16 protein-coding genes and 1 other RNA gene are annotated in these 21,513 nt (G+C 71.8%); 9 read left to right on the forward strand and 8 right to left on the reverse strand.

Going from position 1 to position 21,513, the window contains the following annotated elements; translation table 11 throughout:
- Positions 1-67: 67 nt before the first annotated feature.
- From ACIRC0_RS22175 to ACIRC0_RS22195, 5 genes are all read right to left on the reverse strand, one after another.
- On the reverse strand, positions 68-2,323 hold the full coding sequence (locus ACIRC0_RS22175; protein ID WP_403618037.1) for a CDP-glycerol glycerophosphotransferase family protein: 2,256 nt from the start codon (positions 2,321-2,323) through the stop codon (positions 68-70).
- A gap of 167 nt (positions 2,324-2,490) precedes the next feature.
- The gene (locus ACIRC0_RS22180) at positions 2,491-3,399 is read right to left on the reverse strand and encodes a carbohydrate ABC transporter permease (protein ID WP_403618040.1); all 909 of its coding nucleotides are present in this window, start codon (positions 3,397-3,399) and stop codon (positions 2,491-2,493) included.
- Entirely contained in the window at positions 3,396-4,739 is a 1,344-nt protein-coding gene (locus tag ACIRC0_RS22185; RefSeq protein WP_403618043.1) for a carbohydrate ABC transporter permease, read from the reverse strand. The genes ACIRC0_RS22180 and ACIRC0_RS22185 overlap by 4 nt, the downstream gene beginning before the upstream one ends.
- A 7-nt stretch (positions 4,740-4,746) precedes the next feature.
- Positions 4,747-6,138 carry an ABC transporter substrate-binding protein gene (locus ACIRC0_RS22190; RefSeq protein ID WP_403618046.1) on the reverse strand — a complete coding sequence of 464 codons (1,392 nt, stop codon included), beginning with the start codon at positions 6,136-6,138 and terminating at the stop codon, positions 4,747-4,749.
- 187 nt (positions 6,139-6,325) lie between these two features.
- Positions 6,326-9,673 (reverse strand): FtsK/SpoIIIE domain-containing protein, encoded by a 3,348-nt coding sequence (locus tag ACIRC0_RS22195; protein WP_403619051.1) that lies wholly within the window; start codon positions 9,671-9,673, stop codon positions 6,326-6,328.
- 695 nt (positions 9,674-10,368) lie between these two features.
- Here ACIRC0_RS22195 and ACIRC0_RS22200 point away from each other — a divergent pair.
- From ACIRC0_RS22200 to ACIRC0_RS22215, 4 genes are all read left to right on the forward strand, one after another.
- Positions 10,369-12,030, forward strand: coding sequence for a serine/threonine-protein kinase (locus ACIRC0_RS22200; protein WP_403618049.1), 1,662 nt, complete (start codon positions 10,369-10,371; stop codon positions 12,028-12,030).
- Positions 12,031-12,190: 160 nt separating this feature from the next.
- Positions 12,191-13,420, forward strand: coding sequence for a serine/threonine-protein kinase (locus ACIRC0_RS22205; RefSeq protein WP_403618052.1), 1,230 nt, complete (start codon positions 12,191-12,193; stop codon positions 13,418-13,420).
- 247 nt (positions 13,421-13,667) lie between these two features.
- On the forward strand, positions 13,668-14,774 hold the full coding sequence (gene prfB / locus ACIRC0_RS22210) for a peptide chain release factor 2 (protein WP_403618055.1): 1,107 nt from the start codon (positions 13,668-13,670) through the stop codon (positions 14,772-14,774).
- Between the two features lie 347 nt (positions 14,775-15,121).
- The gene (locus tag ACIRC0_RS22215) at positions 15,122-15,787 is read left to right on the forward strand and encodes a hypothetical protein (RefSeq protein ID WP_403618057.1); all 666 of its coding nucleotides are present in this window, start codon (positions 15,122-15,124) and stop codon (positions 15,785-15,787) included.
- 105 nt (positions 15,788-15,892) lie between these two features.
- On the opposite strand, the gene ACIRC0_RS22220 is transcribed toward ACIRC0_RS22215, so the two are convergent.
- Positions 15,893-16,084: a hypothetical protein gene (locus ACIRC0_RS22220; protein WP_200417705.1), complete on the reverse strand. Its 192-nt coding sequence runs from the start codon at positions 16,082-16,084 to the stop codon at positions 15,893-15,895.
- A 264-nt stretch (positions 16,085-16,348) separates the two neighbouring features.
- On the opposite strand from ACIRC0_RS22220, the gene ftsE reads away from it, so the two are divergent.
- The 5 genes from ftsE to ssrA all read left to right on the forward strand — a co-directional run bounded on the left by ftsE (position 16,349) and on the right by ssrA (position 20,384).
- Entirely contained in the window at positions 16,349-17,038 is a 690-nt protein-coding gene (gene ftsE / locus ACIRC0_RS22225) for a cell division ATP-binding protein FtsE (protein WP_103841080.1), read from the forward strand.
- 28 nt (positions 17,039-17,066) lie between these two features.
- A complete protein-coding gene (gene ftsX / locus ACIRC0_RS22230) occupies positions 17,067-17,984 on the forward strand; it encodes a permease-like cell division protein FtsX (RefSeq protein ID WP_200417704.1) in 918 nt (305 codons plus the stop codon).
- A 67-nt stretch (positions 17,985-18,051) separates the two neighbouring features.
- Positions 18,052-19,212, forward strand: a complete 1,161-nt coding sequence (locus ACIRC0_RS22235; RefSeq protein ID WP_403618062.1) for a S41 family peptidase — start codon at positions 18,052-18,054, stop codon at positions 19,210-19,212.
- 69 nt (positions 19,213-19,281) lie between these two features.
- A complete protein-coding gene (smpB, locus tag ACIRC0_RS22240) occupies positions 19,282-19,761 on the forward strand; it encodes an SsrA-binding protein SmpB (protein ID WP_403618065.1) in 480 nt (159 codons plus the stop codon).
- Between the two features lie 221 nt (positions 19,762-19,982).
- Positions 19,983-20,384: a transfer-messenger RNA gene (ssrA, locus tag ACIRC0_RS22245) on the forward strand.
- 217 nt (positions 20,385-20,601) lie between these two features.
- Here the strand turns inward: ssrA and ACIRC0_RS22250 are convergent.
- The gene (locus ACIRC0_RS22250; RefSeq protein ID WP_403618068.1) at positions 20,602-20,853 is read right to left on the reverse strand and encodes a hypothetical protein; all 252 of its coding nucleotides are present in this window, start codon (positions 20,851-20,853) and stop codon (positions 20,602-20,604) included.
- Positions 20,850-21,206, reverse strand: coding sequence for a hypothetical protein (locus tag ACIRC0_RS22255; RefSeq protein ID WP_403618070.1), 357 nt, complete (start codon positions 21,204-21,206; stop codon positions 20,850-20,852). The genes ACIRC0_RS22250 and ACIRC0_RS22255 overlap by 4 nt, the downstream gene beginning before the upstream one ends.
- Between the last annotated feature and the right edge of the window lie 307 nt (positions 21,207-21,513).

Here is a 21,513-nt window from a genome sequence, read left to right on the forward strand (position 1 = left end):
GAAGCCGAGAACTTGGGGGAGGCTGGGGACGCGCCGGCGCGGCATGGGGACTCCGGGGACAGGGGAATCAGAGGCGTTCGGCGACCGGCAGACCGGGGCCGGGCACCCGGACCGAGGTGAGCGGCGGGGCCGGCAGCCCCGCGGCGGCGGACGGGACCGGGCGGCGGTGCGACAGCGGTACGACCGCCGGCTGCCAGGCGTTCTCGCCGAGCACCACCCGGCGCACGATCCGCTCGGCGGCGCGTCCGTCGTCGTACGGGCAGAACCGCTTGCGGAACGCGGCCCGCCGCTGCTCCGAGCGTGAGCCGCACCAGTGGCCCGTCGAGAAGATGTCGATCAGGTCGTCCTCGTCGTGGGCGACGGGGCCCGGAGGGAAGGCGCGGACGTCGAAGTAGGTGCCGCGCGCCGCCTCGTACGCCTCCCAGTCGTCCGCGTACACGATGATCGGCCGGTCCAGATTGGCGTAGTCGAACATCAGCGAGGAGAAGTCGGTGACCAGGGCGTCCGAGGCCAGGCACACCGACTCCACGCTCGGGTGACCGGTGACGTCGATGACCCGCCCCTCCACCGTCCGCGCCGGCGGCGCGCCGCAGGCGGGGTGCGCGCGGGTCAGCAGCACGAACCGCGGCCCCAGCCGGCGCAGCAGGCGCTCGGGGTCGAGAGCGGGGCGGTAACCGCGGCGGTAGTCGCGGTACGTCGGCGCGTACAGGATCGCCACCGAGCCCTCGGGGATGCCGAACGTCTGCCGCAGCCGGGCCACGTCCGCGGAGGTGGCCCGGGCGAAGACGTCGTTGCGGGGCTGCCCGTACTCCAGCGTGGTGAAGCCGGACGGGAACACGCGCTCCCAGACGAGGGTGGAGTGGCGGTTGCCGGAGACGACGTAGTCCCAGGTGTCGGCGGTGCGCAGCATCCGGGCGAAGTCCGTGTCGCGGGCGGCGGCCGGACGGTCCTGGAGGTCCAGGCCCATGCGCTTGAGCGGGGTGCCCTGCCGGGTCTGGATGAGGATCTGGCCCGGACGCTTGACCATGCGGGGGTCGAAGTCGGCGTTGTGGACCAGGTACTTGGAGCGGGCCAGTGCCGTCCAGTACGCGGCCGAGCCGGGCCGCAGCCTGCGGGTGGCCACCGGGACGGTGTGGTGGTGCTCGGGGCGGGCGATCCAGGCGGTGCGGATCTGCGGGACCAGGTTGCGGAACGCGGACTCCAGGGCGGCCGGGTTGCAGCCGTAGCGGCCGCCCGCGTCCCGGGTGAAGACGGCCCGGTCGGCGCGCAGGGGCAGGCGGAGCTGGATGCGGTAGTGCGCCTGGAGGGCGGCGGCGGCCAGGCGGCGGCCCGACCTGGCGGCCGTGCGCCGGGCCACGCGCGCGAGGCGGGAGGCCAGGGACAGCAGGCGGTGGGTGCGGTGGCTGCCGAAGCGGATCAGCAGGTGGCGCAGCCGGAACGGGGAGCCCGGGACGCGGTGGCGGCGGTAGTGGGCGCGGGCCAGGCGCAGGAACTCGGCGCGGCAGGCGCCCGGCAGCCGGCCGCGCCGGGCGAGGATCGCGGCCAGGTGGTCGGCCATGCGGTGGAACAGCACCGGCCGCCAGCGGGCGAGCTCCGGGTGCGCGTCGAGGTGCGCGAAGACCCGGTCGTACTGGTCGAAGACGTCGAAGTGCCGGCGGCTGGTGGTGCCGAGGGTGCCGCCCCGGCGGCGCCGGCGCCAGTGGACGCAGGTCCGGTCGAGGGTGGCGATCGTCTCGGCGGCCAGCAGCACCGGGAACGTCCACGGCGTGTCCTCGTAGGAGCCGGGCGGGAAGGTGAAGCCCTCCCGCTCGACGAACTCCCGGCGGTACGCCTTGTTCCACGCCACCGTCGGCAGCGACAGCACGCCGGGACGGTCGTCCAGGCGGAAGGGCGCCGGGCCCTGTTCGGTGAGCAGGCCGGCGAGCTGGCTGCGGACGGTCTTCCCGGTCCAGTACGTGCGGGCGTGGTCGAAGACCAGGACGTCCGGGTCGGACGTCTCCTTCAGCCGGTCGGCGATGTCCCTCAGGGCGTGCGGGGTCAGGGTGTCGTCGCCGTCCAGGAAGAGCAGGTAGTCGCCCCTCGCCTCCTTCACACCCGCGTTGCGGGCGGGCCCGGGGCCCACGTTGCGGGGCAGGTGCAGGGGACGGACGCGGGTGTCACGGGCGGCGAACTCGTCGATGATCGCCCCGCAGGCGTCGGGTGAGCTGTCGTCGACGGCGATCACCTCGACGTCGGTGAACGACTGCTCCAGCACGGATGTGAGGCATTCCTCCAGGTACGCCTGAACCTTGTACGCGGGGACGATGACACTGAACCTAGGCAAAGGGCATCCATGGGGATCGGCGCGGACAACCTGCCCGAAAACGTCCGATGGAGTGGTTTGGTTACGCGCCGTGCGGCATGTGGGGGACCGCCGCGGGAAACCCCCGGTGTACCGCGAAGGGTGGACCGTGCTGCCGGCCCACCCCACGAACCGCCGTACGGATCGCCCTACTTCACGGCACCCGCCATGACACCGGACACGAACTGCCGCTGGAAGGCGAAGAACACCGCCAGCGGGATCACCATCGAGATGAACGCGCCGGGTGCCAGAACGTCGATGTTGTTGCCGAACTGGCGGACCTGGGTCTGCAGCGCGACCGTGATCGGCTGCGTGCCCGACTTGGTGAACACCAGCGCGACCAGCATGTCGTTCCACACCCACAGGAACTGGAAGATGCCGAGACTCGCGATCGCCGGGCCGCCGAGCGGCATCACGACCCGGGCGAACAGCCGCAGCTCGCCCGCGCCGTCCAGACGGGCCGCCTCCAGCAGCTCCCGGGGGATCTCCGCGAAGAAGTTCCGCAGCAGGAACACCGCGAAGGGCAGACCGAAGCCGGTGTGGAAGAGGATCACGCCGAGCACCGTGCCGAACAGGCCGATCTTCCCGAACAGTTCGGCGATCGGGATCAGCGCCACCTGTACGGGCACGACCAGCAGGCCGACCACGCCCAGGAACCACCAGTCGCGGCCCGGGAACTCCATCCAGGCGAAGGCGTAGCCCGCGAGGGATCCGATGACGACGACCAGGATCGTCGCCGGGACGGTGATCAGGACCGTGTTCAGCAGGGAGTTGGTGATGTCGCTGTTCTCCAGCAGCTTCTGGTAGCTGTCGAACGTCAGCTGCGAGGGCTTGCTGAAGACGGTCCACCAGCCGGAGGCGTTCATGTCCTCCGGCTTGCGCAGCGAGGCGAGCAGCAGACCGATCGTCGGCACCAGCCAGAACAGCCCGACGAGGATGAGGAAGACGCGCAGCAGTCCCCCGCCGACGCCCTCCGCGATCCGCGCCCCGAGGGACCGCCTGGGCTTGACGACGGTGACCGGAGCCGCCTTGGCCAGCCGTCCGACCTGCGTGGTCATCGCCGTACCTCCCGCCTGAGCCGACGGATGTTGAACAGCATCACCGGGATGACGAGCAGCAGCAGGAACACCGCGATCGCGCTCGCGACGCCCGGCTGGTCCTCCGAGAAGCCCTTGCGGTACAGCTCCAGGGCCAGGACGTCGGCGTCGTCCTGCGAGGAGCCGGGCGGGATGATGAAGACCAGGTCGAAGATCTTCAGCACGTTGATCATCAGCGTGACGGTGACCACCGCCAGCACGGGCGCCAGCAGCGGCACGGTGACCCGGCGGAACACCTGCCACTCGTTCGCGCCGTCCACGCGCGCCGCCTCCAGCAGCTCCCGGGGCACGCCCGCGAGCCCCGCCGCGATCAGCACCATCGCGAAACCGGCCCACATCCACACGTACGCCCCGATGACCGCCGGGGTGACGAGCGCCGGGCCGAGCCAGTCGACGCCGTTGTAGGGCTCTCTGAAGTTGCTCGCGGGGAGGCGCAGTTGTGCTCCGTCCGCGGCTGCGGGCAGCGTGAACGAGCCGTCGCCCGCCGCCTTGGTGGAGGCGACGACCCTGCCGTCCTTCACCGCCTCGATCCGCATGCCCGCGTAACCCTGCTCGGAGGGGTCCACCGCGCCGAGCTTCCCCACGCCCCTGCCGCGCGTGAAGTCCTGCCAGGCCGTGCCGGTGATCCTCCCCGGCTCGGCCTCGGCCCGCACCGCCCGCTTCGCGCTCTTCGGCATCTGGTCGGGCGCGACACCGACCAACGGGAGCGCGACGGACTCGCCCGTGTGCACGGTCGCCTTCGTGATGAAGCCGCCCTGGTCCGGCTTCAGGGGCGACTCGCGGCCGGGGTGCGCCTTCGGGAACGCGGACGACGGGGCGAACGTGTCGTGGACGCCCACCCACACCGCGTTCGCGACGCCCTTGTCCGGGTCCTGGTCGTACACCAGCCGGAAGATGATCCCGGCCGCGAGCATCGAGATCGCCATCGGCATGAAGACGACCAGCTTGAACGCCGTCCCCCAGCGCACCCGTTCGGTGAGCACCGCGAAGACGAGCCCCAGCGCGGTCGACACCGTCGGCGCGAACACCACCCAGATGATGTTGTTCTTCAGCGCGGTGCGGATGCCGTCATCCGTGAAGAGGGCTTTGTAGTTGTCGAATCCCGCGAAGGAGTCACCGGAGCGGTCGAGGAAGCTGCGGATGACCGAGTACCCGATCGGGTAGACCACGAGCGCGCCGAGCAGCACCAGCGCGGGCAGCAGGAACAGCGCTGCCACGGTCCTGCGGGTGCCGGTCACGCTCTTGCGACTCTTGGGTGCGGCAGGGGCCGACGGGGCCCCTGCCGCCGTGGCCGACGTCATCGCCGGATCAGCTCCCGCTGCCGTACGCCGCCGCCGCGTCCTTCTCCAGCTTCGCCTGCGCCCCCGCGACGTCCGTCGGGTTCTTCAGGAAGTCCTGGAGGTCCTTCCACTCGCCCTTGCCGGGCGTGCCGCCGAACGCCTGCGGGGCCTGGTCCGACATGTCGAAGCGGAAGCTGTCGCCGGCCGCGAGCAGCGCCTTGGCCATCTTCTGCTGCACCGCGTTCGGGTACGCGGAGTCCGGGACGTTCTTGTTCGGCGAGAGGTAGCCGCCGAGCCTCGCCTGGATGGCCGCCGCGTCCGGCGAGGCCAGGAAGGTGACCAGCGCCTGGGCCGCCTTGGAGTCCTTGAGGACGACGGCCGCGTCACCGCCGGTGACCACGGGCGCCTGGGCGCCCACGGCCGGGAACGGGAACACCTTCGCGTCCGTGCCGATCTTCGCCTTGGTCTCGCCGATGTTGACCTGCGCGAAGTCGCCCTCGAAGACCATGCCGGCCTTCGGCTGGTCGCCGCCGGTGAAGGTCTGGGTGACCGAGGCCGGGAACTCGGTCTGCAGGGCGCCGTTCGGGCCGCCCGCGATGTAGTCCTTCTTGCCCCAGATCTGGGCGAGCGTGGTCAGGGCCTGCTTGACGGACGGGTCCGTCCACTTGATCTTGTGCTGGGCGAGCTGGTCGTACTTCTCCGGGCCCGCCTGTGAGAGATAGACGTTCTCGAACCAGTCGGTGAGGGTCCAGCCGTCCGCTCCGCCGATGGAGAACGGGGTGACACCGGAGTCGTAGATGTTCTGCGCCGCCGTGAGCAGCTCCTGCCAGGTCTTGGGCTCCTTGCCGTTCGCCCCCTCGAAGACCTTCGCGTTGTACCAGATCAGGGACTTGTTGGCGGCCTTGTAGTAGACGCCGTACTGCTTGCCGTCGACCTTGCCGATGTCCTGCCAGCCCTGCGAGTAGTTCTTGGCGAGCTCCGCCTGCGCCTCGGCGCCGAGCGGCTTGGCCCACTTCCTGTCGACGGCCTGCTTGATGGCGCCGGGCTGGGGGAGCAGCGCGACGTCCGGCGGCTGACCACCGGCGATCTTCGAACCGAGGAAGTTGATGATCGGGTCCTGGGCGGGCACGAAGGTGACCTTGGCGCCGGTGCGCTTCTCGAACTCGGCGAGCACCGTCTTGAAGTTCTTCTGCTCGCCACCGGTCCAGACGGCGGCGACCTCCAGATGCTGCCCGTCCAGCTTGGGGAGGGTGACGGTCGCGCCACCGGTCTGCGTGCTTCCGCTGCTCTTGTCGCTGCTGCCCTTGTCGTCGTCGCTTCCGCCGCACGCGGTGAGCGTGAGCGCCAATGCTCCCGCGATGACCGCGGCCGCGGTCCTAGTGGCCCTGAGTGTCCGGATGGTGCTGCTCGTGCTGCGCATCACTGCCCCGTTCTCCGTCCCTCGTCGAACGTTCGAGCTGCTGTCCGTGCGCTCTGGTCTACGCGGGGAGGTACGGGGCGGCAAGAGCGCCTGCACTGTCAAGTGGCCGATTGTGATCGCGTTGTGACGTACGGTCAGGTGAGGGGCCGGTGCTGCTCGGCGGTCGGCGGGGCCGGAGGAGACGGCGTCACAGAAGCGAAGGCACCTCCACCGCCGACACCGACCGCGCCGCCCGCTCCAGCGCGCTCGCCAGCAACGCCAGGTCCGTCGGCCCGTTGCCCAGTTCCCGCACGGGACGCCGTGCAGGCGGGTCACCCATGCGGTGCCACTGCAGCGGTACGACCGTCGGCCGCACGGTCGCCGTCCGGGGAATCCGCCCCGTGATCCGCCCGCCCTGGAACGGCGTCCCCCTGCCGTCCGCCCGCGTCAACCGCCCACGCCCCGGCCCCGGTTCGTCCGCGCCCGCGGTCACCGCCTCCAGGCCGATCCGCAGCGACGCCGCCCGGGCCGGCTCCCACTGAGCCGTCCGCCCACCGGGTCCTGACGCGGCCACCAGGTGCACACCCAGCCGTTCCCCGTCCCGGGCCACCGCCTCCAGCGCCCGTACGACCGACCCGGCCGCCGGGCGGCCCGGGGAGCCGAGCGCCGGGGACAGCAGCGCGTCCAGGTCGTCGACCAGCACCACCAGCCGCGGCAACGGCGGACCCGCCTCCGCCTGCTGCCGTGCCGCCGCCGGCCGCAGCCGCAGCGTGACACTCGGCGGGCTGTCGAGGTCCCCCGACTCCGTGCTTCCCGACCGCTGCGGCCCGATCCGCCTCGACACCTCCTGCCGTGTGTGCCACTCGGCGAAACCGAGCCGCCCGAGCAGTTCCGCCCGCCGCTTCAGCTCGGCGCTCAGCGACTGCGCGAACTCCCGCATGCGCACCGGGTCGTTGGCCGCCAGATACGTCGTCACATGCGGCAGATCCGTGCAGACCCGCAGGCCGTCCCCGCCCGCGCTGCCGTGCGCCGCGCGGTCGCGGCCGTCGACGAGTGCGATGCTCAGCCGGTCCGGGCGCTCCGCCGACGCCAGCGAGGCGGCGAGGGTGCGCAGCAGTTCCGTGCGACCGCTGCCGGGCGGCCCCTCGACCAGCAGATGCGGTCCCTCGGCGGCGAGGTCCACGCTCACCGGACCGCGTGGCCCGGCACCGAGCACCGCCCAGGCGCGCCCGCCCGGTGACGCGGTGTCGTCCGCCGCGTCCGCCCAACGGGCCATCAGCGACGCCGGGGTGGCCCGGGCCAGCCCCAACTCGTCGAGCAGCCGCGCCGACTGGGGCAACGGGGCCGACACCCACGCGTGCCGCTCACCGCCGCCGTCCGTCCGCAGCGGGGCGAGCGCCCGGGCGAACCGCTCCGCCCACGCCGCCGACACCGCGTCCACGGCGGCGACCGTGCCGTGCCCCACGGGTGCGCGCGCGGCGTCCGCGCCCTGCCCCGGAGCGACCCGCAGCAGCCGCAGCGCCGTGGCCACATCGCCGCTCAACAGCGCGACGGCCCCGCACTCCCGGAACACCGGCGAGGCCGCGCAGGCCGCCTCGTACGTCTTTGCCACCGGCGACGCGGGCGAGGCGGCCGGCGCCTCGGCCAGACAGACGACATGGATCCCGGCCCGCGCCCCCTCCCTGGCCAGCCGGGCCACGGCCGCCCGCACATCGGCGCCACCGGGGTCACCGTCCACGACCACCACGCAGTACGGCCCCGCGTGGGCGTCGTCCCGCGCCCAGGAGGGGCGGTGGGTGGCCCCGCGTGGCGAAGGGTCCTCCGGTGGGGCTGGCAGCGGGCCGTCCTGGTCCGTCAGCTGGTCCTCCAGGCGGCGCAGCAGCTCCTGGGTGCGTGCCGTCGCCTGTTCGCGGTCGTAGGCCAGCAGCAGGCGGCAGTGCTGGCCGTGGGCAGGGCGGAGATGGGGGAGCCAGCCGAGCCAGGACCAGTCGGCGGTGCGCTCCTGCAGCGGGCGCGTGCGGTCGGCGCTGATCAGGACCAGCTCCAGGAGGTCGGGGGAGTGCAGCGCGGCCAGCTGCGCCACCACCGCGCGCGTCAGCCCGGCCAGCCGGGCGCGCGGCCCCGCGAGCCCCAGCGCGCCCACCTCGCGCAACCCCGCGGTCACCGGCACCGCCGGCAGCAGTCCCGCACCGTCCGGCGCCGCCCGGTCCGCCGTGCCCAGCCGCACGGTGAGCGCCTCCGGGTGCCCCGGGCCGCGCTCCCACAGCCGCGGACCCGGGCCGAGCGCGGTCAGCAGCAGCGCCGCCGGGTCCGGCCACTTCTCGGGCGCCCGGGCCACCGGCGGCGCGGAGGCGTCCCCGCCCTCCTCGTGCGCGCCGTGTCCGGTGCCGCCCTGCTCGCCGCGGCCCCCGGTCAGCCGGCGTGCCCATGCCGTGAGCCCGCCGCGCCTGCGCAACCCGGGCGGAACGTCCGTGCCGCGCAGCGGGGTGCCCTTGCGCGTGCTCTCGTCCGGCGCGCCCTGCCCCGGTACGGCGTGCGCCGGAAGGGTCGGCTCGGCGGAACCGTGCTCCTGCGCTCCGGGGATCACCCCGCCGGACGCGCCCCACCCGGTGACGCCGAAGCCGTGGTGCGTGTCGCTGTCGGGGGACGGGCGCCCGTCCCGGGAAGCGGAACCCGAGCCGTGTCCCTCCGCAGAGGTGCCGCCGGTGCGGCCGTCCCCGGCGGCGACGCTCTCGGCGCGCGCGTGCCCCACGGCCGCCGCCCGCGCCGGATCCGTGAGCTCTCCCGGGCCGTCTGTCTGCCGCGCCGGATCCGTGGGCTCGCCCGGGCCGTCTGTCTGCCGCGCCGGATCCGTGGGCTCGCCCGGGCCCTCCGCCCGCCGCACCCGGACGTGCCCCTCCCCGTCCGGCGCCGTGCCCACGGACCGCGCCTCCCCGGGCGGGACCAGCCGCAGGGCCGATTCGCCGAGCCGCAGCAGCGCGCCCGGGGTGAAGCGAACAGGGCGGTCGGTCACCCGGTGGCCGTCCAGCACCGTGCCGTTCGTGGAGCCGAGGTCGGCGACCGAGACCTGGCCGTCCAGGGTAACCGTGACCGCGCAGTGCAGCCGGGACACGTCCGGGTCGTCCAGCGGGACGTCGGCGTCGGCGGAACGGCCGATCCGGATCACCCCGCCGTGCAGCAGATGGACGCCGCCCGCGTCCGGGCCCGCGACCACGTGGAGCTGGGCCGCGCCCTCGTCCGGCTCGGGGCCCGGCTCCGCGGGCGCGCCGAGGGTCAGCACCGCGCCGTCCAGCAGCGGCGGCTCGCCCAGCGTGCAGCGCTGCGGGTCGAGCCGCTCCGTGCCCGCGTACAGCACCACCGAGCCTGTCCCGGGCTCCCGGCTTCGCTCGGGCTGGGAGGGACCCCCCTCCCCGCCGACCGCTGAGGCCAGGCCCGATGCCACCGCGGCCAGCGCCGTCCCGGGGGGCGCGGTGACCAGTACGTCACAGTCCGCGGCGCGGGCCCGTGACTCCGTGGGCGGGGCCGGTGGGGCTACGACGGTCAGCCGGATCTGCATCGCCGTCAGCGGTCCCTTCTGTCTGCGTCCGCGGTCGCCCACGAGGCGCACGAGCCGGTGCCGGGACCGCGATCGCGCCCGGTCCTCCGGGCCCCGCGCGCTCGCCCCCTCGACACCGACGCGCCCCTTCGGCTCCCGCGCGTGCGGGCGCCCGAGGACGGGGAAGGAGCCGTGCCGCGGTCCCCCCACCGCGGACTCCCCCACCGCACACGAGCACATCGGCCAGTACGGGATGCATCCTCGCACCTGCCACTGACAGTGCGCCCGCCCTCCACCGTCAAATGATCTTGATTGGTCGGCTCTGCCCGTAAAAGTGCCTGACCAGTGCCCGGCAGGTGCCCGCTTGAGATCGGTCACGCCCGGATCAGGCAACCAACTGAACCTAAGCGAGCGTCTTGTCATCGAACAGGTGCGGGAGCCGGACACGTACCTCGTCCATGCGGGGCACGTGCCCCACAGGCCGTCGACAGCTCGAGGCAGTGGGGAAGCATCGCAAGGCGGAGGGTCTCCCGCGTACTGGGCGTGAGCGGGAGACCCGACAACGCGGCGAGGTGCCGTGCCTGGGGGCACCGCCCAGCCGCCAGGCTGGGGGAGCGTCGCGCGCCCGGCGGGAATTGTCGGACACCCCCTACAGTGGGCGGAACACCGGTAGCGCGGTGGACGACCGGAAGAGCAAGCAACAGGGAGCGCATGACGTGCGGCCGGTAGGGAGCAAGTACCTCCTTGAGGAGCCGCTGGGACGCGGCGCCACGGGCACCGTCTGGCGAGCCCGCCAGCGGGAGACCGCGGGCGCCGAGGCGGCCGTCGCGGGCCGGCCCGGCGAGACCGTGGCGATCAAGGTCCTCAAGGAGGAGCTGGCGAGCGACCCCGATGTCGTCATGCGGTTCCTGCGGGAGCGGTCCGTCCTGCTCCGGCTGACCCACCCGAACATCGTGCGGGTCCGCGACCTGGTGGTCGAGGGCGATCTGCTGGCCCTGGTCATGGACCTCGTCGACGGCCCCGACCTGCACCGCTACCTGCGGGAGAACGGCCCCTTCACCCCCGTCGCCGCCGCCCTGCTCACCGCGCAGATCGCCGACGCGCTGGCCGCGAGCCACGCCGACGGCGTCGTCCACCGCGATCTGAAGCCCGCGAACGTCCTGCTCGCGCAGTACGACGGGCAGATGCACCCGATGCTGACCGACTTCGGCATCGCCCGGCTCGCCGACTCGCCCGGCCTCACGCGCACGAGCGAGTTCGTGGGCACGCCCGCGTACGTCGCCCCGGAGTCGGCCGAGGGCCGCCCGCAGACCTCCGCCGTGGACATCTACGGCGCCGGCATCCTGCTGTACGAGCTGGTCACCGGGCGTCCGCCGTTCTCCGGCGGCTCGGCCCTCGAGGTGCTCCACCAGCACCTGAGCGCCGAACCGCGCCGCCCGTCCACGGTGCCCGACCCGCTGTGGACGGTGATAGAGCGCTGCCTGCGCAAGAACCCGGAGGGCCGGCCGAGCGCCGAGAACCTGGCGCGGGCGCTGCGGGTGGTCGCCGAGGGCGTCGGCGTGCACGCGAACTCCGCGCAGATCGCCGCCGCGGAGGGCGTGGCCGCCCTGCTCGGCCCGGACCCGGCCCCGGCGACCGTCCCCGGCTCCGCCGACCCCACGCAGGTACTGCCGCAGGGCCCGGCGTCCTCGTACGACCCGAACGCGGCGACCAGCGTTCTGCCCCACACCCCGCCCGGCTCCGCCGACCCCACCGCCGTCCTGCCCACCAACGGGGCCGCCGACCCGACGGCCGTGATGCCGCCCGTGCCGCCGCACGGCCCCGGCGGACAGCCCCGACAGGAGGAGCCGCACCCCTGGCAGAGCCAGCTGCGCGCGGCCCGCGACCGCAACGAGCAGACGCAGGTCCAGGCGTATCTCGACCCCAGCGAGGACCCGCTGCGCCGACGCCCGCAGCGGCAGGTGGCGCGGCCCCAGCAGCGTCCGCAGCAAGGCCCGCCGCAGCGGCAGCAGCCCGCGCCGGGGTACGGCTATCCGCAGGGGCAGCCCCAGCAGTACGCGCCCCAGCGGCAGCAGTACGCGCCCGCTCCGCAGCAGCAGCCCCAGCGGTACGCGCCCGCGCCCCAGCAGCCCGCGCCCCGTCCTGCGCGCGAACCCCGGCCGCCGCAGCAGCGCAGCGCGAACCCGATGAAGATCCCGGGGCTGGGCTGTCTCAAGGGGTGCCTGTTCACGATCGTCATCCTGTTCGTCGCCGGGTGGCTGGTGTGGGAGTTCAGCCCGCTGCAGGAGTGGATCGGGACGACCAAGTCGTACTGGCAGCAGTTGAGCGACTGGTTCTCCACCGCGGCCGACTGGATCGGGCAGCTGGGCAACAAGTAGCGGGCTCCGGAGGGCCTTCGTGCGCGGCGAGCTTGGGGATTTGTCGACATCCGACGGGTGATTTCCCGTTCGGCGGTGAAGGTTGCCGCTTCGGACGCGTAGTTTTGTCGATCGGGGTCCGGCGCAGGGTCGGCAACACGCGTCCCCAGTAGGAGCAGACTTGGCACGGAAGATCGGCAGCCGGTACACCGCCAACCAGATCCTGGGGCGGGGAAGCGCCGGCACGGTGTGGCTGGGCGAGGGACCGGACGGGCCCGTCGCCATCAAGCTGCTGCGGGAGGACCTCGCGTCCGACCAGGAGCTCGTGGGCCGCTTCGTCCAGGAGCGCACGGCGCTGCTGGGGCTGGACCATCCACACGTCGTGTCCGTACGGGACCTGGTGGTCGACGGCAACGACCTGGCCCTCGTCATGGACCTGGTCCGCGGCACGGATCTGCGCACCCGTCTGGACCGGGAGCGGCGCCTCGCGCCCGAGGCGGCGGTCGCGATCGTGGCCGACGTGGCGGAGGGGCTGGCGGCGGCGCACGCGGCCGGCATCGTGCACCGGGACGTGAAGCCGGAGAACATCCTGCTCGACATGCGGGGGCCGCTGGGCCCCGGCGGGGCGCACCCGGCGCTGCTGACGGACTTCGGTGTGGCGAAGCTGATCGACTCGCCGCGGCGGAGCAAGGCCACGAAGATCATCGGCACCCCGGACTATCTGGCGCCGGAGATAGTGGAGGGTCTGCCGCCGAGGGCGGCGGTGGACATCTACGCGCTGGCCACGGTGCTGTACGAGCTCCTCGCGGGCTTCACGCCGTTCGGCGGCGGCCATCCCGGCGCGGTCCTGCGCCGCCATGTCACGGAGACGGTCGTCCCCCTGCCCGGCATCCCGGACGAGCTGTGGCAGCTGATGGTGCAGTGCCTGGCGAAGGCGCCGGCGTCACGGCTGCGGGCCTCGGAGCTGGCGGCGCGGCTGCGGGAGCAGCTGCCGCTGCTGGCGGGGATGCCGCCGCTGGACGTGGACGAACCGGACGCGGAGCCGGTGGAGGAGCCGTACGAGGCCCCCGGGGAGCCGGTGGTGACACGGGCGCGGCGAGGAGCGGTGCCGCTGGTGCCGGGGGCGAAACCGGACTCGAACCGGGACACGCACACCTCGATGCGGGTGCCGGGCCCGGACGAACTGGCGGGCGGCGCCCGCGGCACGGCCCGCGCGCCCCGCACCCCGGGCGCCCCCCGCCCCGGCTCGGCCCGCCATCGCGCGGCGGCCCGGCGCCGCCGGATCACGCTGGGCGTGGCGGCGGCGGTACTGGCGGCGGCGATCGGTGTGGGCGCGTGGTGGGCGACCTCGGGGGACGACACCGGGGCTCCGCCCCCGACCTCGGGAACCTCGGCTCCGGCGTCGCCTTAGGCCGGGGGAGCCGGAGGGGCTGAATTTCCGCCGGAGGGGCTGATGTGTCAGCGCCGGGTCGGCACGGCTCAGCCCGTCCGGGGGTCCCCCTGCTCGAAGAGCTTGGGGGAGTTCGAGGACGAGGCCGTCAGGCCGACAGCGGGGGTCTGGGGGCGCAGCCCCCAGGGGCGGGCCCCGGCTCACGGTGCCTCTGTAACCGTGCGGTCACCCGGCATGGCGCGCTTGGCGGAGCCGTTACGCTGGATGCGTGGCAGTCGTCGATGTATCCGAAGAGCTCAAGTCCCTCTCCTCGACCATGGAGTCGATCGAGGCCGTTCTGGACCTCGACAAGATGAGGGCAGACATCGCCGTGCTCGAGGAGCAGGCGGCCGCGCCGTCCCTCTGGGACAACCCGGACGAGGCGCAGAAAATCACCAGCAGGCTCTCGCACCTTCAGGCCGAGGTGCGGAAGGCCGAGGCCCTGCGCGGCCGGATCGACGACCTCGGTGTGCTCTTCGAGCTCGCCGAGGCCGAGGACGACCCGGACACCCGCGTCGAGGCCGAGGCGGAGCTCGCCGCGGTCAAGAAGGCGCTGGACGAGATGGAGGTGCGGACGCTCCTCAGCGGCGAGTACGACTCCCGCGAGGCGCTCGTCAACATCCGGGCCGAGGCCGGCGGCGTCGACGCGGCCGACTTCGCCGAGAAGCTCCAGCGGATGTACCTGCGCTGGGCCGAGCGGCACGGCTACAAGACGGAGGTCTACGAGACGTCGTACGCCGAAGAGGCGGGCATCAAGTCCACGACCCTCGCCGTCCAGGCGCCGTACGCCTACGGCACCCTCTCCGTCGAGCAGGGCACCCACCGGCTCGTCCGCATCTCGCCCTACGACAACCAGGGGCGTCGCCAGACCTCCTTCGCCGGCGTCGAGGTCCTCCCCGTCGTGGAGCAGTCCGACCACGTCGAGATCGACGAGTCCGAGATCCGGGTCGACGTCTTCCGTTCCTCCGGGCCCGGCGGCCAGGGCGTGAACACGACGGACTCCGCGGTCCGCATCACGCACCTGCCCACCGGCATCGTCGTCACCTGCCAGAACGAGCGGTCCCAGATCCAGAACCGGGCCACCGCCATGAACGTCCTGCAGGCCAAGCTCCTCGAGCGGCGCCGCCAGGAGGAGCAGGCCAAGATGGACGCCCTCAAGGGCGACGGCGGCAACTCCTGGGGCAACCAGATGCGTTCGTACGTCCTGCACCCGTACCAGATGGTCAAGGACCTGCGCACCGAGTACGAGGTCGGCAACCCCGAGGCCGTCTTCAACGGCGAGATCGACGGCTTCATCGAAGCCGGAATTCGCTGGCGCAAGCAGCAGGAGAAGTAAACCGGCCGCGCTCGGCCCGACGCCGCCGGAAAAACCGGCCGCGAAAACAGCGTTTTGTCGACAAGGCAACTGCACCTCGTCCAGGGGCAGTTGCCTTGTCTGTCTCCCGATGTCTGGGTTTTACATCACACTCACAGTCCCGCTTCTCCCGTAAAAGACGCGTTATCGGACATGGCGCCCGCAACGACCTTGACGTTGCTGTGAAAACTCGGAAGGGTAAAGCGCGGCATGCGTATCTCTGGGGCGCATGTGAACCGGGGGGCTCGCTCAAAAGCACAGCCGTCCCCGAGGTGCCGTCGCCCCGGACGCTGCTCCAATGACGATCAGCTACTGGGGGTAGCAGCCTGATGACCAAGAAGACGCGGATCCGGGTGGCGCGGATAGCAGCCGGTGCGGTGATCGCCGCCGGTGCGTCGCTGACCGCCGCGGGTGCCGCCTCGGCGCTCGACATCACCATCGGCGCGAGCGCCGGAGAGAACGGTGTCGGTGTCGGCGTCGGCGTCAACACCGGCGCCGACGACCCGACCACTCCGCCTCCGCCCACCAGCACCGGCATCCCGGAGACGCCGCCGGTCACTCCGCCGGTCACTCCGCCCGTGACCCCGCCCACCACCCCGGGCGAGCCGACCGACCCGCAGCAGCCCACCGGGAACCCGACCGAGCCGACGGAGGCACCTCCCTCCAGCGGCAACGGCCACGGCGGCGGCAACGGGAACGGGAACGGGAACGGGAACGGGAACGGCCACGGCAACAACGGTGGCGGCAACAACACCAACCCCGACGGCGGCGGCAACAGCCCCGTCGAGCAGGGCAAGGGCTCCTCGGTCCTGACCGACACGGGCTCCGACAGCGGCACCGACGCCTCCGCCCAGGGCAGCGGCAAGCAGCTGGCCGAGACGGGTGCCGGCCAGACCGCGTTCCTGCTGGTCGGCGCCGCCACGATGATCGCCGGCGGTATCGGCTTCCGTGTGATGCCGCGCCTGATCAACGGCCGCGGCGGAGCCGCCGCCTGAGCGAGGGGCGCACAGCCTCACCCGCAGGTGTGAGAACTGCATGAGAAGGGCCCGGGGCGGCATCGCCCCGGGCCCTTCCCGTACACCCGTCTTTTCCCCGCTCCGCTACGCCGTCTGGTGCGCCAGCAGCGCCACCGCCGCGATCAGCACCGCCACCAGGGCGATCAGCGCCGCGGGCGTCAGCCCCGACCAGGGGTTCTCCTGCTGAAGGCGCTCCCGGCTGGCGCGGCACACGGGACAGCGGCCCTCGCTCACGGGCGCCGCGCAGTTCGCGCACACCAATCGGTCGTACGTCATGCGCCTCGCCCTCCTCGTGCCGCTTACACGTACACAACGTTTCCGGGAACGCAACAGTTCCCACTCCACTGTGCCAGGTTCCGCGAGCCGCTGCGCGGGCTCCGCCGGTCCTGTGGCCGTGGAGGGCGTCACAGCGCGCCTTCGTACCCCGTGGGGCTATGACAAAACGTGCAACTCTCCCGTAACCACGACCGGCGACTGCGCTCCTGCACCCGGTTCGCGTATGGTCACGCTCACATACCCCCAACGGCCCGTGGTGCATCCGTGATCCGATTCGACAACGTCTCCAAGGTCTACCCCAAGCAGACCCGCCCCGCACTCAGGGATGTCTCCCTGGAGGTGGAGAAGGGCGAGTTCGTCTTCCTCGTGGGGTCCTCCGGCTCCGGAAAGTCCACCTTCCTGCGGCTGATCCTCCGCGAGGAGCGGTGCAGCACCGGGCAGGTGCACGTCCTGGGCAAGGACCTCGCCCGCCTCTCCAACTGGAAGGTGCCGCAGATGCGCCGCCAGCTGGGGACGGTCTTCCAGGACTTCCGGCTCCTGCCCAACAAGACGGTCGCCGAGAACGTGGCCTTCGCGCAGGAGGTCATCGGCAAGTCGCGCGGCGAGATCCGCAAGTCCGTGCCCCAGGTGCTCGACCTCGTCGGGCTCGGCGGCAAGGAGGACCGAATGCCCGGCGAGCTCTCCGGCGGTGAGCAGCAGCGCGTGGCCATCGCGCGGGCCTTCGTCAACCGGCCCAAGCTGCTGATCGCCGACGAGCCCACCGGCAACCTCGACCCGCAGACCTCCGTCGGCATCATGAAGCTGCTCGACCGGATCAACCGGACGGGCACGACCGTGGTGATGGCGACCCACGACCAGAACATCGTGGACCAGATGCGCAAGCGCGTCATCGAGCTGGAGAAGGGCCGCCTCGTCCGCGACCAGGCGCGCGGCGTCTACGGCTACCAGCACTGAGTTCCACGGAAAGGCTTGAGCAGACGCCATGCGCGCGCAGTTCGTTCTGTCGGAGATCGGTGTCGGTCTCCGCCGCAATCTGACGATGACCTTCGCGGTGATCGTCTCGGTGGCACTCTCCTTGGCCCTGTTCGGCGGGTCGCTGCTGATGAGCGACCAGGTCAACCAGATGAAGGGCTACTGGTACGACAAGGTCAACGTCTCGATCTTCCTCTGCAACAAGAGCGACGCGGAGTCCGACCCCAACTGCTCCAAGGGCGCGGTCACCCAGGAGCAGAAGGACCAGATCCTCTCTGACCTGAAGAAGATGTCGGTCGTCGAGAAGGTCACCTACGAGTCCCAGGACGAGGCCTACAAGCACTACAAGGAGCAGTTCGGCGACTCTCCGCTGGCCAGTTCGCTCACCCCGGACCAGATGCAGGAGTCGTACCGCATCAAGCTGAAGAACCCGGAGCAGTACCAGGTCATCGCGTCCGCCTTCAACGGCCGCGACGGCGTGCAGTCGGTGCAGGACCAGAAGGGCATCCTGGACAACCTTTTCGGCCTGCTCAACGGCATGAACTGGGCCGCGCGCGCGGTCATGGCGATGATGCTGGTCGTCGCGCTGATGCTGATCGTCAACACGGTGCGGGTCTCCGCCTTCAGCCGTCGTCGTGAGACCGGCATCATGCGTCTGGTCGGCGCCTCCGGCTTCTACATCCAGGCGCCGTTCATCATGGAGGCCGCGGTCGCCGGGCTCATCGGTGGCACGGTCGCCTGTGGATTCCTGCTGATCGCGCGGTACTTCATCATCGACCACGGCCTCGACCTGTCCCACAAGCTCAACCTGATCAACTTCATCGGCTGGGACGCCGTCCTGACCAAGCTGCCGCTGATACTCGCCACGAGCCTGCTGATGCCCGCGCTGGCCGCGTTCTTCGCGTTGCGCAAGTACCTGAAGGTGTGACACATGCCAATGGGGGCGTACGGGCAACCGCCCGTACGCCCCCTTGCGTTGTCCTAGACTCACCGGCATGTCAGGCCGTGACCTGTTCTGTCAGCCCCGTCGCATCCGCCACGGGGCGGCCCTGACGTTGGTGTTCGCGAGCGCCCTCGTCGCCGGCGCCGCGACCGGCTCGTTCGGCGGGAGCGACGCGAAACAGCCCTCCACGGAGTCGGTGGTGCCGGCCGGCCACGACGACGTCACCGAGGCCGCCGAGCGGGCGATGGCCGACGGCAAGTCCCCGATGGAGGCCGCCGAGCGCGCGGTCAGCCGCAGCGGCGACCGGTGGAGCGCCGTCTACTCCCAGGGCGAGTACGAGGAGTTGGAGGAGGCCCTCGACGGCCAGTACACCGGCGTGGGGCTGTCGGCCCGGCGGGAGAGCGACGGGCGGATCGAGGTGACCCGGGTGCAGCCCGGCTCGCCCGCGGCCCGCGCCGGGATCCGCAAGGGCGACCTGCTGCGCGGCGTCGACGGCGAGGACGTCACCGGCAGGCCCGTCACCGAGGTCGTCTCCCTGCTGCGCGGCGACGCCGACGACGCGGGGGCCGGCTCCCGGGTACGGCTCGGACTGCAGCGCGGCACGCACACCTGGAGCGAGGTGCTGCGCCGGGCCCGGCTGTCCACGGACTCGGTGACCGTGCGCCGCCTCGCCCGGGGCGTCACCCTGATCAAGGTCACCGCGTTCACCAAGGGCTCGGGGGACCGCGTACGGGACGCCGTCGACCGGGCGCCCAAGGGCGGCGGGATCGTGCTCGACCTGCGCGGCAACTCCGGGGGATTCGTCGCCGAGGCCGTCACCGCCGCGTCCGCCTTCCTCGACGGCGGGCTGGTGGGGACCTACGACGTCGACGGTGACCAGCGCGTCCTGCACGCCGAGCCCGGCGGCGACACCAGCAGACCCCTGGTCGCGCTCGTCGACGGCGGCACCATGAGCGCGGCCGAACTGCTCACCGGTGCCCTCCAGGACCGCGGCCGGGCGGTGGTGGTGGGCACCCGCACCTTCGGCAAGGGCTCCATCCAGATGCCGAGCCGCCTCCCGGACGGCTCCGTCGCCGAGCTGACCGTCGGCCACTACCGCACCCCCGCGGGCCGCAGCGTCGACGGCCGTGGCATCACCCCCGACCTGGAGGCCGACGACGGGGCACTCCAGCGGGCCGAGACGGTGCTCGGCGGCCTGGGCGACGCCTCCTAGCGACGCGCCGCGACGCCACGTAATCGACTTCCCCGCACACCCCCCTGTAGTGCGAAAATGGTCGGCACTATGGCTAAGGAAAAAGGGCGCAAGCTGATCGCGCAGAACAAGAAGGCGCGGCACGACTACCACATCCTCGACACCTACGAGGCCGGTCTCGTCCTCATGGGCACCGAGGTGAAGTCGCTGCGCCAGGGGCGGGCGTCGCTGGTCGACGGCTTCGTGCAGCTCGACGGGCACGAGGCGTGGCTGTACAACGTGCACGTGCCGGAGTACAGCCAGGGCACCTGGACCAACCACAGCGCCCGCCGCAAGCGGAAGCTGCTGCTGCACCGCGACGAGATCGACAAGCTGGAGTCCAAGGCGCAGGAGACGGGCCACACCATCGTGCCCCTGTCCCTGTACTTCAAGGACGGCCGCGCCAAGGTCGAGATCGCGCTGGCGAAGGGCAAGAAGGAGTACGACAAGCGGCAGACGCTCCGCGAGAAGCAGGACCGCCGCGAGGCGGAGCGGGCGATGTCGGCGGTGCGCCGCCGGCAGCGGGCGTGAGCGGGAACAGCGGCGTCGAGCGGGGACAGCGACGTCGAGCGGGAACACCGGCGTGAGCCGGGAAGAACCGGGCACCCGTTGGTGTTGAACCGGGTACCACGGCGGAGTGACCGCCGGGAATACGCTGGCGACGGGATGCGTTGATCCCGTACGATGGCGTCCGCACCGCGTAGCCGGTGCGAGTCCCTCCTCGAGAGGGGCGCCGATTGAAAAATCAACATGGGGATGATCGGTTTCGACAGCGGCTGTCGAAGCAGGGGAAGCGTGTCGAGGAAGCGGCCATGATCTCGTAAACCACAGGCCGAAAAAAATAATCGCCAATTCCAAGCGCGATCTCTCCCAGGGCCAGCTGGCCCTCGCTGCCTGATCTAGGTAGCGAGCAGCAGCTGCCCTACTAAAGGGAGTGTCAGCCCGGGGGTGTTCCCGACCCGGATCCTGGCATCAGCTAGGGAACTAAACCTTGATCCCGGTCACGGGGTGAAGAGGGAAACCACACAGTGACTGGGCCCGTCGGAGACTTGTCCGCGTGATCTCCGGGGCCGAGAAAAGCACAGCGGACTGCACACGGAGAAGCCCTGATTCTTCACCGTTGGACGCGGGTTCGATTCCCGCCATCTCCACGATCGGGAGGCCCCGGCCTCCTGAACCCCATGTGGGCGAGGCCCCGTCGCTTTCGAGCGGCGGGGCCTTTGCCGTGCGCAAGACAGGAGAGGCGCGTTCCGGCCAACTTCGGATGGCGCCGGGAGCCCTGCCGCTGTGGACCGCCCGCACAGTGGTGAGATCTTCGGCATCGTCGGACTCACCGCGGCCGAGTAGGACGACGTCGGTCGGCCCCGGCGATCAGAGGAAGGTCACCTGCATGATGTAGAGCCGTTCGTGGCGAGGGACGATCAGGTAGTTGAAGAAGCCCCCGGGCACGTGGGCGAAACCTCCCTTCGGCCCTTCTCCCTGGTATGTGGTGCCGTCGAGGTAGAACGCTGCTGCGGCGCGGACCAGTTCGTCTGCCTTCTTCTCGACCTCGGCGACGAACGCGGGAGGGGCGCCGCCCGCAACATGCTGCTCGTTCGGGTCGTACTCCCACTGCCAGGTCACGCGGACACCGCCTGCTGGGCCTCAGCTTCGACGGCGGCCAGCTCGTTCATGGCGGATCGGAATGCGGGGTCGTCGTTGCTGCTCGTGCCGTGCACTGCGGTGAGTGCGGCGCGGTAGCGGGCGGATAGGTCAGGGCGTCGTTCGATCTCGACCTGTGCCTGCCAATAAGCGAGCCAGTGCCTGAGGTGGCCGATCTTTCCGTCCGCGATGGCGGCGGTGAGGGCCTGTTCCTTGTGTCGCTCCATGTCACTGATCCGGTGCGGAGCGACGCGGGCCAGCGCGACACGGACGGCCTCGGGGGTTCGTTCCGGTCGAGGGATCAGCTCTTGCCCGTGATCAGGCTGGGTGGTCACGTGAGGCTCCTTCGTCGGGTGCTCTCTGCCGCCTACGGTACTGGCGGGGGCGGACAACAGCACGGGAACCATTCTCGGCGTCACATTGTCTTGCCGATGCCGCCGAGGCGGGTTTCCGCTCCCCAGTCGTCCGCCAGCAGGCCAGGCCTCTGCCGCACTCGTCGTTCGGTGATGCGTCGCGGGGTGTGGGCAGCGTGCCGTTCGCGTCCGTCACCGAGATGCGGAGGCGGTCCGCCTTCAGGACTCAGCGGGCCCGGCTCACGCTGCCGGTGTGACGGGGTAGGCGCCACTCAGGGGTAGGCGCCAC

The sequence above is a fragment of the Streptomyces sp. NPDC093984 genome (genome assembly GCF_044764595.1).
Classification (GTDB): Bacteria; Actinomycetota; Actinomycetes; order Streptomycetales; family Streptomycetaceae; genus Streptomyces; species Streptomyces cynarae.